This is a genomic window from Pseudomonas sp. 1928-m, assembly GCF_029269135.1.
Classification (GTDB): Bacteria; Pseudomonadota; Gammaproteobacteria; order Pseudomonadales; family Pseudomonadaceae; genus Aquipseudomonas.
Genome location: NZ_JARIXO010000006.1, coordinates 47,978 through 61,318, shown reverse-complemented (window position 1 = coordinate 61,318; position 13,341 = coordinate 47,978). Strand labels below are relative to the sequence as shown.

The 13,341-nt window shown below is 61.0% G+C and carries 12 protein-coding genes; 1 reads left to right on the top strand and 11 read right to left on the bottom strand.

The features are described from left to right. Nucleotides 1–3 precede the first annotated feature (3 nt). The 7 genes from fliI to putP form a co-directional block, all read right to left on the bottom strand. Complete coding sequence (gene fliI / locus P3C18_RS17140; RefSeq protein ID WP_275963038.1) at nucleotides 4–1,365, bottom strand: flagellar protein export ATPase FliI; 1,362 nt, start codon at nucleotides 1,363–1,365, stop codon at nucleotides 4–6. Further along, nucleotides 1,355–2,188: a flagellar assembly protein FliH gene (fliH, locus tag P3C18_RS17135; protein WP_275963037.1), complete on the bottom strand. Its 834-nt coding sequence runs from the start codon at nucleotides 2,186–2,188 to the stop codon at nucleotides 1,355–1,357. Before fliH ends, fliI begins: the two co-directional genes overlap by 11 nt. Nucleotides 2,189–2,213: 25 nt before the next feature. Beyond that, nucleotides 2,214–3,230 (bottom strand): flagellar motor switch protein FliG, encoded by a 1,017-nt coding sequence (gene fliG / locus P3C18_RS17130; protein WP_275963036.1) that lies wholly within the window; start codon nucleotides 3,228–3,230, stop codon nucleotides 2,214–2,216. Continuing rightward, nucleotides 3,223–5,007 carry a flagellar basal-body MS-ring/collar protein FliF gene (fliF, locus tag P3C18_RS17125; protein ID WP_275963035.1) on the bottom strand — a complete coding sequence of 595 codons (1,785 nt, stop codon included), beginning with the start codon at nucleotides 5,005–5,007 and terminating at the stop codon, nucleotides 3,223–3,225. The genes fliG and fliF overlap by 8 nt, the downstream gene beginning before the upstream one ends. A 15-nt stretch (nucleotides 5,008–5,022) precedes the next feature. Further along, nucleotides 5,023–5,352 carry a flagellar hook-basal body complex protein FliE gene (fliE, locus tag P3C18_RS17120; RefSeq protein WP_136666327.1) on the bottom strand — a complete coding sequence of 110 codons (330 nt, stop codon included), beginning with the start codon at nucleotides 5,350–5,352 and terminating at the stop codon, nucleotides 5,023–5,025. Nucleotides 5,353–5,446: 94 nt separating this feature from the next. Beyond that, nucleotides 5,447–5,668, bottom strand: a complete 222-nt coding sequence (locus P3C18_RS17115; protein WP_275963034.1) for a VF530 family protein — start codon at nucleotides 5,666–5,668, stop codon at nucleotides 5,447–5,449. Between the two features lie 378 nt (nucleotides 5,669–6,046). Then, nucleotides 6,047–7,534 carry a sodium/proline symporter PutP gene (gene putP, locus P3C18_RS17110; protein ID WP_275963033.1) on the bottom strand — a complete coding sequence of 496 codons (1,488 nt, stop codon included), beginning with the start codon at nucleotides 7,532–7,534 and terminating at the stop codon, nucleotides 6,047–6,049. A gap of 556 nt (nucleotides 7,535–8,090) precedes the next feature. Here putP and P3C18_RS17105 point away from each other — a divergent pair. Continuing rightward, nucleotides 8,091–8,948 (top strand): HDOD domain-containing protein, encoded by an 858-nt coding sequence (locus P3C18_RS17105; RefSeq protein WP_275963032.1) that lies wholly within the window; start codon nucleotides 8,091–8,093, stop codon nucleotides 8,946–8,948. Here P3C18_RS17105 and P3C18_RS17100 read toward each other — a convergent pair. Genes P3C18_RS17100 through P3C18_RS17085 form a run of 4 tightly spaced genes read right to left on the bottom strand, consistent with a single transcriptional unit; the run spans nucleotide 8,945 to nucleotide 13,236 of the window. Then, nucleotides 8,945–9,364, bottom strand: coding sequence for a group 1 truncated hemoglobin (locus P3C18_RS17100; protein WP_275963031.1), 420 nt, complete (start codon nucleotides 9,362–9,364; stop codon nucleotides 8,945–8,947). The genes P3C18_RS17105 and P3C18_RS17100 overlap by 4 nt on opposite strands. A 2-nt stretch (nucleotides 9,365–9,366) precedes the next feature. Next, on the bottom strand, nucleotides 9,367–10,224 hold the full coding sequence (locus P3C18_RS17095) for a DUF3034 family protein (protein WP_275963030.1): 858 nt from the start codon (nucleotides 10,222–10,224) through the stop codon (nucleotides 9,367–9,369). 2 nt (nucleotides 10,225–10,226) lie between these two features. After that, complete coding sequence (locus P3C18_RS17090) at nucleotides 10,227–12,563, bottom strand: bifunctional diguanylate cyclase/phosphodiesterase (RefSeq protein ID WP_275963029.1); 2,337 nt, start codon at nucleotides 12,561–12,563, stop codon at nucleotides 10,227–10,229. Then, nucleotides 12,550–13,236, bottom strand: a complete 687-nt coding sequence (locus P3C18_RS17085; RefSeq protein ID WP_275963028.1) for a methylamine utilization protein — start codon at nucleotides 13,234–13,236, stop codon at nucleotides 12,550–12,552. The genes P3C18_RS17090 and P3C18_RS17085 overlap by 14 nt, the downstream gene beginning before the upstream one ends. Nucleotides 13,237–13,341 lie beyond the last annotated feature (105 nt).

Below are 13,341 nucleotides of genomic sequence, written 5' to 3'. Positions count from 1 at the left end.
GGCTTACGCGCCTGCTGCGGCAGGGTTGAAGGTCGCGGCCAGCTGTGCACTGCTGTTTTCCAGGCTTTCGTTGTCCTGCAGGTTCTGCCGCAGGTACTTGACCATGGCCGGCTGGCGCGCGATGGCCAGGTCGGTGTCAGCATCACCGCCGGGCACATAGGCGCCGACGCTGATCAGGTCGCGACTCTGCTGATAACGCGACCACAGCTGCTTGAAGCGCTGTGACAGGCGCAGGTGCTCGGCGCTGACCACCTGTGGCATCACCCGGCTGATCGACGCCTCGATATCGATGGCCGGGTAATGCCCCTCCTCAGCCAACCGCCGCGACAGCACGATATGACCATCGAGCACACCACGGGCGGCATCGGCAATCGGGTCCTGCTGGTCGTCGCCCTCACTGAGCACGGTGTAGAAGGCGGTAATCGAACCGCCGCCCTTCTCCGCATTGCCGGCGCGCTCCACCAACTTGGGCAGGCGGGCAAATACCGAAGGCGGATAACCCTTGGTTGCCGGCGGCTCGCCAATGGCCAGGGCGATCTCGCGCTGGGCCTGGGCGAAACGGGTCAGCGAATCCATCAGCAGCAGGACGTTCTTGCCCTTATCGCGGAAGTACTCAGCAATTCGCGTGCAATACATCGCCGCGCGCAGGCGCATCAGCGGCGCATCATCGGCCGGCGAGGCCACTACCACCGAGCGTTTGAGGCCCTCGTGACCGAGAATCTCGTCGATAAATTCTTTAACTTCGCGGCCCCGCTCACCGATCAGCCCGACCACAATAATGTCGGCCTCGGTAAAGCGCGTCATCATGCCGAGCAGCACCGACTTACCCACACCGGTACCGGCAAACAGGCCGAGACGCTGGCCGCGGCCCACAGTCAGCAAGCCGTTGATCGAGCGGATACCGACATCCAGCGGTTCGCTGATCGGGTGGCGGTTTAGCGGATTGATCGCCGGGCCGTCCATCGGCACCCAGTCTTCGGCTTTCATGCCGCCCTTGCCATCAAGGGCGCGGCCGGTGCCATCGAGAACCCGACCAAGCATCGACATGCCCATGGGCAAACGCCCGGTATCCGGCAGCGGCACCACGCGGGCACCCGGGGCGATGCCGGCCAGGCTGCCGACCGGCATAAGGAAGATTTTGCCGTTGGAAAAACCCATCACCTCGGCTTCAACCTGCACCGGGTGATAGCTGTCATCGTTGATCACCAGGCAGCGGCTGCCCAGGGCGGCGCGCAGGCCTTCGGCTTCYAGGGTAAGGCCGACCATGCGCAGCAATCGGCCTTCGACCTGCGGCTGGGTCGGCAGCGCCACGGCTTCGCTGTAACCGGCCAGGCGCTTGGCGAAACTCACCCGATCAAGGCGCATCCGGGCTCGCCTGGCTATATATCTGAGGCGCCTCTGCCGGCAGGGCATCCAAGTCGGTATGCAGATCGGCCTCCAACGGGTGCGCCGCCTGTTCGCGCTGCTGCTCAAACAGCTGCTTGATCGCCTGACTCAGACGGGTTTCCACCGTGGCGTCGATACGGCTGAGTTCACTTTCCACCCGACAACCACCAGGCAGCAAGGAAGCGTCCTCGAGAATCCGCCAGCTCTCTTCGTGGCGCTCACGCAGGGCTTTGATCATCTCGAAATCTTGCGGATTGACGTGAATGCGGATGTTGCCAGTGCCCATCGGCAGCAGCTTGAGCGCCTCGCTGAGCACCTGGCGAATCTGACTGGAGTCGCTGACCAGCTCACGCTGAATCACCTGACGCACCATCTGCCCGAGCAGGCTGACCATGGCCTCTTCAAGCTGCTGGTCTTGCTCGGCAATCGGCTCGAACAGTTGGGTCATCAACTGCTCCAGCCCAGCCAGTTTGGCGGCCAGGGCGATATCGGCTTCCTGCTTGGCTTTCAGCTGGCCGGCATGGAAGCCGTCTTTCTCGCCGGTGGCAAAACCTTCGTTGTAGGCGTCCTGGCGGATCGCCTCCAGCTCGTCCAACGTCAAGGGTTTGACGTCTTCCAGGGCAACCTCTTCACTCTCAGCCTGTGCCTGCTCGCCCGCTTCAACCGGCTGCTCGGACGCTTGCTCCTCTTCGCTGGTCTCAGGCGTTTCCACTTCCGGGTCAAAGCTGGGCAGCGCCCACAGGTCAACGCCCTTGAGGTCCTTGGCGCGAATCAGCTCGCTGGGCGGTTCTTTACTGGACATGTGTTAAACCATTACTGGCCATGTGTTAAACCATTTCCTCGCCGCCTTTGCCGCCCAGGACAATTTCCCCGGCTTCGGCCATACGCCTGGCGATGGTGAGGATTTCCTTCTGCGCGGTTTCCACGTCGCTGACGCGCACCGGACCTTTGGCTTCCAAATCGTCGCGCAGCAGTTCGGCGGCACGTTTGGACATGTTCTTGAAGACCTTCTCCTTGATTGCCTCGTCGGCGCCCTTGAGCGCCAGCACCAGCACGTCGGAGGACACCTCGCGCAGCAGCGCCTGGATGCCACGGTCGTCGACATCGGCCAGGTTGTCGAAGACGAACATCAGGTCCTCGATCTGGCTGGAGAGGTCTTCGTCGACTTCGCGGATCGAGTCCATCAGCTGGCCTTCGACCGAGCTGTCGAGGAAGTTCATGATATCGGCGGCGCGCTTGACCCCGCCGAGCGCGGCGCGGGTGGTGTTGGAGCTGCCGGAGAACTGCTTCTCGAGAATCTGGTTGAGTTCTTTCAGCGCCGCTGGCTGCACGGTATTCAGCGACGATACGCGCAGGACGATATCCAGGCGCACCTTGTGGTCGAAGTGGCCAAGCACTTCGCCAGCCTGATCGGGATCGAGGTAGGCCACCACGATGGCCTGGATCTGCGGGTGCTCGTAGCGGATCACGTCGGCTACGGCGCGCGGTTCCATCCATTTCAGGCTGTCTAGGCCACTGGTGCTGCCACCGAGGAGGATGCGGTCGATCAGGTTGCCGGCTTTGTCTTCGCCTAGCGCCTGCGTGAGCATCTTGCGGATATAGCCGTCGGCACCAACACCCAGGCTGGTCTGATCGCCGACGATGTCGACAAATTCGCCCATCACCTGCTCAACCTGCTCGCGCTGGATATTGCGCATGCCGGCCATGGCCACGCCGACCCGCTGCACTTCCTTCGGCCCGAGGTGGCGCAGCACCTGAGCCGCGTCGGTTTCACCCAGCGACAGCAGCAGAATCGCAGCCTTGTCGACCTTGCTCAATTTAGTGGCGGTTCGATTTTCACTCATCGGCGTTAATCCACTCTTTCACAACCTGGGCTACGCGGCCTGGGTCTTCTGCGACCAGGCTCTTGATGGCGTTTAATTGTGCATCATACCCCTCACTCGGGCTCGGCAGGAGGATGCTTTGTGGGCCGCCCAGGCTTACGCGGTCCTCGGCCAGATCACCACCCAGCGCGCCCATTTCGCCCAGTTCGACATCGCCATCGCGGCCATCGCCCTGGCCCTTGCCGCCACCTGTGATGTTGTTGAGCACCGGCCGCAGCACACCGAACACCAAGATGAGGATAAACAGCACGCCGAGCACTTGCTTGACCACATCCCAGAACCACGGCTGGGTGTAGAACGGAATTTCAATCATCTCCTCACCCAGCTGGGCGGAGAACGGCGTATTGATCACGCTGACACTGTCACCACGGGTGGCATCGAAGCCTACCGAGTCCTGCACCAAGCGGGTAAAGCGCGCCAGATCATCACTGCTCCACGGCACCCGAGTGGTTTCACCGCTGGCCGCATCGATCTTCACCTGATCATCCACAACCACCGCCACCGACAGCCGGCGCAAGCGGCCCTGCTGCTGCTTGGTGTAGCTGATCGAGCGATCCAGCTCGAAGTTGCGCGTGGATTGCTCGCGCTTGTCCGCCGGATACGGCGCCAGCATGGCCAGCCCAGTGGCCGGGTCGATGATCTGCGCGCCGTTGGCATCCAGCAGCGGCTGCCCTGCGGCAATCGGGCCAGGCACCGCGGCAGCGCCGCCAGCTTGCTCAGGGGCTGCCGCCGCACCCGGCGGCTGGTTGGCCAGGGCGCCCGGCACACCCTGCGGCGGCAGGCTGCTGGTACGTTGTTCGTTGACCGACTGCTCACTGCGCAGCGCCGGTTGATCGGGGTTGAACATTTCCGAGGTGGATTCCACCGCACTGAAATCCACATCCGCCGACACTTCGGCCTTGTAGCGGCCCGAGCCCAGCACCGGCTGCAGAATATTGTGAACGCGCTGGGTGAACAGGCTTTCCATGCGGCGGCTGTAATCGAACTGCTTGCCGGCCATGGTCAGTTCGGACATTTCCTGAATATCCGAAAGCAGATTGCCCTTCTGGTCGACCACGGTGACCTGGGCCTTGTCCATTTCCGGCACGCTGCTGGCGACCAGATTGACGATGGCCATCACCTGGCTTGGCTCCAGGCCGCGCCCGGAATACAGCTCCACCAGCACCGAGGCGCTTGGCTTGCGCTCATCGCGCACAAACACCGAACTCTTCGGAATGGCCAGGTGCACACGAGCGGCCTTGACGTTGTTCAAGCTGGAAACGGTACGTGCCAACTCGCCTTCCAGGCCGCGACGATAGCGGGTGGCCTCCATAAACTGACTGGTACCCAGGCCTTGTTCCTTGTCGAGAATTTCAAAGCCGACGCTATTGTCCTTCGGCGCAACGCCAGCAGCCGCAAGGCGCATGCGAGCGCGAGCCAGGTCATCAGACTTGACCAGCAGCGCGCCGGAGTTGGGTTCCACGGTGTATTTGATGGCGGCGGCGTCCAACGTCTCCATTACTTGGGACGCATCCATACCGTCGAGACTGCCATACAGCGGACGGTAATCGGGCTGCTGCGACCACAGCACCACGGCAAAACCGATAGCCACGCTGGCAGCCAGACCGACCAGCAGGCCGATCTGGCGCAGCATCGACATATCGGCGAGGTTTTCCAGAAAGGTCAGGCCGAACAGCGGTTTCTTCGGCTCATCACCACCGGTGGTGGCAGGTACGTTTGCAGCGACGGCTTCAGCCATGATTCAGCCCTACCCTTAAACCGGCATCTGCATAATGTCTTGATAAGCCTGAACCAGCTTGTTGCGCACCTGGGTCATGGCTTGAAAGGAAACGCTGGCTTTCTGCGACGCGATCATCACGTCCGTCAAATCCACGCCGCTGGTGCCCATCTCAAAGGCGGTTGCCAGCTTATTGGAGGCCTGCTGGGTTTCGTTGACCTTACCCACGGCCTGCCCGAGCATCTCGGAAAAGCTCGGCGCGCCAGGTTCAGGCGTGCTGGTGACAGGCTTCTGACGCGCCATGGCGTCGGCCTGCATGGAACGCATCTCCAGCATCAAGCGATTGAATTCAACACCCTGGCTCATCACTACCTCCACTGGCCGCGGTTTTTTGACGCTTCGCGGCGTTTGCTGAGGTATTGCAACAAGGGTGCCAGATTATCGAACCCGCTCTCCGCTCCTATTTACGCGCTTGCGAACGTATATACAGCGCCTCGACCTTCTCCCGCGCCCAAGGAGTTTTGCGCAGGAAGGTCAAGCTCGACTTGATGCTCGGGTCGCTTTTGAAACAGCGGATATCGATGCGCTCGGCCAGGCCGTCCCAACCGTACTGGGCAACCAGGGCGGTGAGAATGGCTTCGAGGGTCACGCCATGCAGCGGGTCTTTCGGTGATTGAGTCATGCAGAACCTGTACGAACAGCTCGATTAAGGCAAACCCCGCCACCTTAGCCAAACCAGCGGCCAATCGAAAGCGCAGCGCGGCTGCCTGAAGCTTATTGCGGGCATAAAAAATGGCCGGTAACCATTTTTAACGTCGCGTAAAGACGCCGCCCGCTGGGTGCGACCTTAATGGCAAGCCATAAAAAATTGTCTGGAACAATTTTTAACGTCGCGTAGCGACGGCCCGAAGGGTGGCGGCCATGGATGGCCAGCCATAAAAAAGCCGGCCCACACCAAAGGTGTGGGCCGGCGAAGCACTATCGGGTCGCACGCACATCGCCGCGAAGCGAATCCGCGGGGCAACTGAGCGACCAGTCAGTTGCCAGGTATCTCAAGCCATCAAACCGATTGGTATTCCTTCTCAGCTTCGTCGAAGCGCTTGATCATGCTGGCCGATGGGCCGTTGCCGATCTTGCTGAACACCAGAATGGCGATGGTGGCGAAGATAAAGCCTGGGATGATTTCGTACAGGCCCAGGTGGCCGAGGAAGTTCTTCCACAGGATTACGGTCATGGCACCGACCAGCATGCCGGCCAACGCGCCGTTGCGGGTCATCTGCTTCCAGACCAGCGAGAGGATCACCACCGGACCGAACGCAGCACCGAAGCCTGCCCAGGCGTAGGACACCAGGCCCAGCACGCGGTTTTCCGGGTTGGCAGCCAGCATGATGGCAACGATGGCAATCAGCAGCACCATGCCACGGCCGACCCATACCAGCTCGGTCTGCGAAGCATCTTTACGCAGGAAGGCTTTGTAGAAGTCTTCGGTCAGGGCGCTGGAGCACACCAGCAACTGGCAGCTCAGGGTGCTCATTACGGCAGCGAGAATGGCAGACAGCAGGATGCCGGCGATCCACGGGTTGAACAGCAGCTTGGCCAGCTCGATAAATACGCGCTCTGGGTTCTCGGTCACCGGGCCTGCGAGGTCCGGGTTGGCGGAGAAGTACGCAATACCGAAGAAGCCCACAGCCACGGCGCCTGCCAGAGTCAGAATCATCCAGGTCATGGAGATACGACGGGCTGCTGGAATCGACTTCACCGAGTCAGCGGCCATGAAGCGCGCGAGGATATGCGGCTGGCCGAAGTAGCCCAGGCCCCAGGCCATCAGCGAGATCACGCCAACAAAGGTCGCACCTTTGAGCATGTCGAAGCTGGTAGCGTCTTTCAGTTCGATCGCCGCAAAGGTGGCATCGGCACCGCCGGTGGCAATCAGCACCACGATCGGGGTGAGGATCAGGGCGAAGATCATCAGTGTGGCCTGCACAGTGTCAGTCCAGCTAACCGCCAGGAAACCACCGATAAAGGTGTAGGCGATGGTCGCCGCAGCACCGGCCCACAGCGCAGTCTCGTAGGACATGCCGAAGGTGCTTTCAAACAGGCGGGCACCGGCCACAACGCCCGAGGCGCAGTAGATGGTGAAGAACACCAGAATCACCAGGGCAGAGAAGATGCGCAGCACGCGACTGCTGTCTTCGAAGCGGTGGGTAAAGTAATCCGGCAAGGTCAGGGCATTGCCGTTGTGCTCGGTCTGCACACGCAGACGACCAGCCACGAACAACCAGTTCAGGTAAGCACCGACAATCAGGCCGATGGCGATCCAGCCTTCAGACAGACCGGACAGGTATACCGCGCCCGGCAAGCCCATCAGCAGCCAGCCGCTCATGTCCGATGCACCCGCCGACAAGGCGGTAACAAAACTACCCAGGCTGCGACCGCCCAGGATGTAATCGGAAAGGTTCTTGGTGCGCATGTACGCGAACAGGCCAATCAGCACCATGAGCGCGATGTACACCACGAAGGTGACGAGCATCGGAGTATTTGCAGTCATTGGGGAGCTCCCCTCTTGATTGTTGTTATTTCAGCAACAGGGAGTAGCCCCCATTGCCAACGTGGCATTGCACGCCTGCCTATGCAGGTGAAGCCGCTTACCGCAACCGAGGCACAAAGGCCCCAATACAACAACGGGCGCATGCCGCAAGACAGTCGCCCGTAAAAATCCTTTTAAATACCCGCCAGCGCCTTACACCCGGCCAGGCTCGGCACGCACTCAACGCTTTGGTAAACGCTGCACGCCGGTAAAAATTCAGCATCAATCGCCACGGCCTGTATTAGGTCTAGCCCAACTGCAGCGGCTTGCCGGGGCAAGCCTGTGGGCAGAAACCTGCGCACCGCGTAAATCGAGCACGGAATTTAGTGGCAGAGGCATGACCGCTTCTTACAAAAAGCTCTGGAGTTTTTGCAAAAAACTCCAGGCACAGGAACTTCTTGCAAACAGCTGTTTAAAGCGCAAGGCCAAAGATTTCGCCGATCACGGCCATCCATCGCTACTTATACCAGGCGTGTAACGGCCATCTAGACTGCATCCATAAGGCTGGAGGTGTGCGTTGCAGAGCGAAGCATCCGATTACTCAATCTACCGGCGCGTAGTCTCGCAGTTGATGCAGGGCGAAGAGCAATTGCCCAGCCTGCCGACCATTACCCTGGATATCCGCCGAGCCCTGGGTGACCCGAATATTTCGTTAAATACCCTGGTGCGCCTGATCAGTCGCGACCCGGCCCTCAGCGCTCTGCTGATGAAACATGCCTCCAGCGCGCTGTATCGCCACACCTTGGCGCCCAAGACGCTGCACGAAGTAATCGGTCTGCTCGGTATGACGGAAGTCGACCGAATCACCATGGTGCACAGCATCAAAAGCCTGTTCACCCTGCACAGCCCGGGGCATAAGCGGCTATTTGTTGATGCCTGGGAGCGCCTGGTGATCAAGGCCAGCACCAGCGCCATGCTGGCCCGTCTGCTGGGCCATGTGACCGCAGAACACGCGCTGCTGGCCAGCCTACTTAGCGAAGTGGGCACCCTCGCCGTGCTCTCGGCGTTCAGAAATGAAAGCGTTACGCCCTCCAGCGAGCTGTATTACAAGCTGTGCCGCGAATACAGCAAATCGCTCGGCATCATCGTGCTGAAGAAATGGTCGGTGCATAACGAATATATCGAGATCATCCGCGACACCGGCAACTGGCAACGCAGCCCCGGGCATAGCCTGCAATTGCTGGATCTGGTCAACCTGGCGCTCTACCACGCCATCAAGGAACGCACCCCCGACGCCGAGCTACCAACACTGCAAGAGCTAGCCGCCTACCAAAAACTGATGCCGCCGCAGGACTTTATCGGGGAGAACGGCGAACTCAGCCTGGTGATCAGCCACCGCGCCGATATTCTGGCGATTGCGCAGACCTTGCGTTAGCGATCAATCACCTGCGCACGCATCGGCGCAAGCCGCGCCAGCAGGCGGTTTTGCGCCGGCATGGGCACGCCCTGGGTGCTCATTGCATCCTGCAGGTTTTCCACCAGAGCGTTGAAGTCGCTGGGGGTGAGGTTCTGGCCCTTGTGGCTTTCTTCCATGCTGTCGCCGGTGTAGGTGCACGGGCCGCCGGCTTCGACACAGATCTGCTCCACCAGCTTGTCGCGCAGGCGCACGATGTCGATATTCTCGAAATGTCGGACGATGCGCGGGTCTGCGGCAATATTCAGCAGCATGCCTTCGACGATACGGGTAATCCCGGCCTGCTCACCCAGGTCACGGTACAGGCTGTCGTCTTGCGGCGCTTGCTGGGCACAGGCCGCCAGACTCAGAACAACCACCAGCAGCAGACTGCGCATGCTTAGAAACTCCCCTGAACGGACAGATAAACCCCGTCCTGATTATCCAGCGTGGCGATTTCACCGAGGCGCGCATAGGCCAGCACCACGGCCAGGCTCTTGTTGGGGAAGTAACCGAGAAACAGATCAGCCCAGTCACTTTCGCCGGCAAAGCTTAAGTTGTCCGGCTTCTCGCGATACTCCACGCCCAGCGCCCAGCGCGGGTTGAACAGCACGGTGACGGAGCCTTCCTTGAGCACCGAGTGACGATCACGGCGGTCGCCACCAAAACCCAGCAGGCCCAGCTCGTTGGCCCGGCTGTAACGAATGCCGCCGTTAAGCAGCAGGTTGTAACCAAAGGCGCCGCCGAGGATCAGCCGGCTGGCGCTGATATAGCCCTCGGTGTCTTCGYTGCGTTGCGCGCCCACCAGGCTGGGAATCAGGAAATCCTTCTGGCGTTTGTGCTGAATACCCAATGACACCTGCGGCAGCTGGTCATAAATCAGGTCACCAAACAGGCGCACCTTGAGGCCGAAGATATCCTGGCTCAGGCTGTTTTCCGGCAGATTCAGGTTGCGCGCCAAGTTGCCCAGATCAAAGCGCTGGCGGGCGTAGGACAGCTCAATACGGTTATCGAACGCAACGCCAATACCGGCCACATCCAGACGGTAATCGCCGGTTTCCACTCGCGTGGCAAATACATCCGCGCCCCATTCACCGCGCTCGCCATAACCGGAAAGCACCGCCCAGGGCGTAATCCCGCCACCCGCCGCGCCTTCAATGCTGCTGGCGCCACCCGTGGCCAGCAAGCGGCCGTCGGCCCAGGCCAAGTTGGCCAGCAAGCCGAACAACAGGGCAATGCAGCGAGGCAGTTGGGTCATGGTCAATGCACCAGGGTCGGGGAGGCATGAGTGTATTGCGCCATCCAGGTTTCAAAGGCTTTCGCCGCCAATGGTCGGCTGATCAGGTAGCCCTGGGCGGTATCGCACTGCCAGCGACCGAGCAGTTGCAGGCTGCGCTCGAACTCGACGCCCTCGGCCACGACCTTGAGGCCCAGGCTGTGGCTCATCTCGATGGTCGAACGCACGATCACAGAGTCCTCGCTGGCATCGTCCAGGTCGCGGATAAACGACTGGTCGATCTTCAACTCCTGCACCGGCATGCGTTTGAGCTGCGTAAGGGATGAGTAACCCGTGCCAAAGTCGTCCACCGACAGGCTGATGCCGCACGCACGCAGGCCGTGCAGTACCTGCAGGGCGAGCTCGGGGTTGAGCATCACCCCGCTTTCGGTGATTTCAAAAATCAGCTGTTCAGCCGGCACCTGGTACTCGGCCAACAGTTTGCTGACCCGCGCCGGCAACTGTGGATCGATCAGGTCTTCGGTGGAGATATTCAGCGACACCTGCACGCGCAGGCCGCGACCGGCCCACTCGCGCAACTGGCGCATGACTTCCTCGATCACCCAGGCGGTCAACAGCTGAATGCTGCCGGTGCGCTCGGCCAGCGGAATAAACTCCCCCGGCGAAACCATGCCCAGCACCGGATGCTGCCAACGCAGCAAGGCCTCGGCCTGACGCACCTGGCCGGCGGCAATATCCAGTTTCGGTTGATAGTGCAACAGCAACTCGGCCTTGCTCGGCGCATGGCGTAGATCGCGAATCAAGCGGATCTGCCGCTGCTGGGCATCATCGCGACCGCGTTGATAAACCTGCAGATGGCTGGGCATACCAGCAGCATCCTGCATGGCGATGCTCGCCCGGCGCAGCAGCTCTTCCGGGGCATTGCCATCGACTGGGTAGCTGGCAATGCCGATGCGGCAATCCAGGGCGAAGTCATGGGTGGCGACGCGCAGCGGCTTGAGCAGCAGTTGCTGCACCTTGTCGGCGATGCCCACGGCGCTGTCACTGTCGGTGTTCTCCAGCAGCAGGAGAAACTCATCGCCAATAATCCGCGCCACGCTATCGCCGGGGCGCAGAATCGCCTGCAGGCGCCTACTCAGCTGCTGCAGCGCCAGGTCACCGCCCTCCGCCCCCAGACTTTCATTAACCGCCCTAAAGTTGGCCACGCCCAGGTAGAGCAACGCCGTTGACCGCCCGGCAGTGATCGCACTGCCCAGACGCTCCAGCGCCAGGGTACGGTTGGGCAGGCCAGTCAGCGCATCATGCAGCGCGTTGTGCGCCAGCTGCCGCTCACGCTCGGCGATACCTTGCTGCATAGCCTTGAAGGCGGTGGCCAAACGCCCTAGCTCATCACCGCGCTGCAAGTCCAGGCTGGCCTGGTAATCGCCCTGGCGCACGCGCTCGGCGACGGCCGCCAATTGCTGAACAGGCTGCGATACCGAACGCGCCAGCAACAAGGCGCCAACCAGGGAAGCGGTCAGCGCCACCAGGGCAATCAGCAGAATATTCTGATCAAGCGGGGCAAATGCCTGCTGCGCCTGACTCAAGGACTTGTGCAGCAGCGCGCGTACTTCAAAGCCGTCACCACTGGCCAGTACCAGGGTCTGATTGAGGTAGGACTCGTTGCCGATCAGGCTTATCGCATCATTGGCCAGCTCGGCCATGCTGCCCTGCAGCTGCTCACGCTGCGCCGGCTGCAGGGTGCTGATCCAGATATCGGCCACACCGTCCTGGGTCGCGCGCAGGGTCAGGTCCAGGTGGGTCAACTCACGCAATTCGGCGGCAAATACATCGTCAACCTGAAAGCCCATCATCACCCGAGCAATCGGCAACGGCGCAGTCACCGTGGCCTGCACCAACAGATAGATCTTGTCGGCAATCGGCATCAGAAAAATCTGCACGCCCTCACGCTGACGCTGCATCACCTGGGTACTCAGGCGCTTGGCCGTGTCACCGCTGATCTGCCGATCACTGCTGACCTCCAGGTTGCCATCGAGGCCCAGCATCATCACCGCGCTGGCGTTGATCCGGGCGCCATGGTTAAGCAGGGCCGAGCGAATGGTCTCGCTGTCACCGCTGGCCACCGCATCCTTGAAGCCAAAATCGGCAGCCAGCACCTGCACCGCATCGTGCAACTGGCGGCCGCGCACCTCGAGCAATTGCTGAAACACCAGGCTACCCACATCCAACTGCTCACGGGCCTGGCTGCGTACGGCGGCATTGGTGGCAGTTTGCACGGCCGCATAGAGCGCGCCGACCACCACCAACAGCAGCAGTACCAGTACGCCGGCAATCCGTGCCTGAAAACTATTGCGCAGCATCGCGAGCCTTCTTGAAGGCATCGCCAAAGGCGCTGGCCGGCGCACTTGGAGCTGCTTGGCTGGCGGGGGCCTGCATGGTCAGGGTAAAGCGCTGCTGGCTACCGGCCTCGGTTAGCTGCACCTGGCCAGCAGCCTGCGGCAACATATCTGGCGCTTGCGGGTGCCACAGGCTGGCCGTGTAGGTGCCGGCTGGCAACTGCTCCAGATTCAGCTTGCCCTGCGCATCACTGACGGCAAACCAGGGGTCGTCGGTGACATAGACATAACCCACCATCCAGTCATGGATATTGCAGCCCAGCACCACTACGCCGGGCTTGTCGAAAATCACCGGCTCGCTCGGCGTGCCCTGATACAGACGCAGTTCAAAGCGTTTGGCGAGTGAGAACGAATAAACGTGATGGCGAATATTGTCGCTATTGGGGAACGACACCGAGGTGCCGCTGCGCACGGCCAGCACATTGGGCGCAAACTGCTGCGAGCGCTGATCCATCACTGCGGTAGCAGGTGCAACCACCGGTGCAACCTCGCTACGCAAACTGAGTACGGCATTGGCCAAGGGCTGGCCCTGGCTGTCCACCAGCTCGGCTTGCAGGCTGGCGGCGTGCAAAGGCGTACTGAGCAGCAAGATGCCGAGCAGCGAAAAGGTGAACGATGGGTGCAGGTGCTTGCTCATCAAGACTACTCGTACTTTAGGGGCACACTTGAAGTGGACAGCATCCTTGCCCAGGCACAGTAAATGTCTCTGTGCGCCACAGCTTAGTCGGCAGCGTGAAGAAGT

What these genes read in the sequence shown, in the direction of transcription:
- fliG (WP_275963036.1), bottom strand. Translation starts at nt 3,230, where the DNA reads ATGAGTGAAAATCGAACCGCCACTAAATTGAGCAAGGTCGACAAGGCT.
- P3C18_RS17100 (WP_275963031.1), bottom strand. Translation starts at nt 9,364, where the DNA reads ATGCGCAGTCTGCTGCTGGTGGTTGTTCTGAGTCTGGCGGCCTGTGCC.
- fliF (WP_275963035.1), bottom strand. Translation starts at nt 5,007, where the DNA reads ATGGCTGAAGCCGTCGCTGCAAACGTACCTGCCACCACCGGTGGTGAT.
- putP (WP_275963033.1), bottom strand. Translation starts at nt 7,534, where the DNA reads ATGACTGCAAATACTCCGATGCTCGTCACCTTCGTGGTGTACATCGCG.
- fliH (WP_275963037.1), bottom strand. Translation starts at nt 2,188, where the DNA reads ATGTCCAGTAAAGAACCGCCCAGCGAGCTGATTCGCGCCAAGGACCTC.
- P3C18_RS17115 (WP_275963034.1), bottom strand. Translation starts at nt 5,668, where the DNA reads ATGACTCAATCACCGAAAGACCCGCTGCATGGCGTGACCCTCGAAGCC.
- P3C18_RS17085 (WP_275963028.1), bottom strand. Translation starts at nt 13,236, where the DNA reads ATGAGCAAGCACCTGCACCCATCGTTCACCTTTTCGCTGCTCGGCATC.
- fliE (WP_136666327.1), bottom strand. Translation starts at nt 5,352, where the DNA reads ATGAGCCAGGGTGTTGAATTCAATCGCTTGATGCTGGAGATGCGTTCC.
- P3C18_RS17090 (WP_275963029.1), bottom strand. Translation starts at nt 12,563, where the DNA reads ATGCTGCGCAATAGTTTTCAGGCACGGATTGCCGGCGTACTGGTACTG.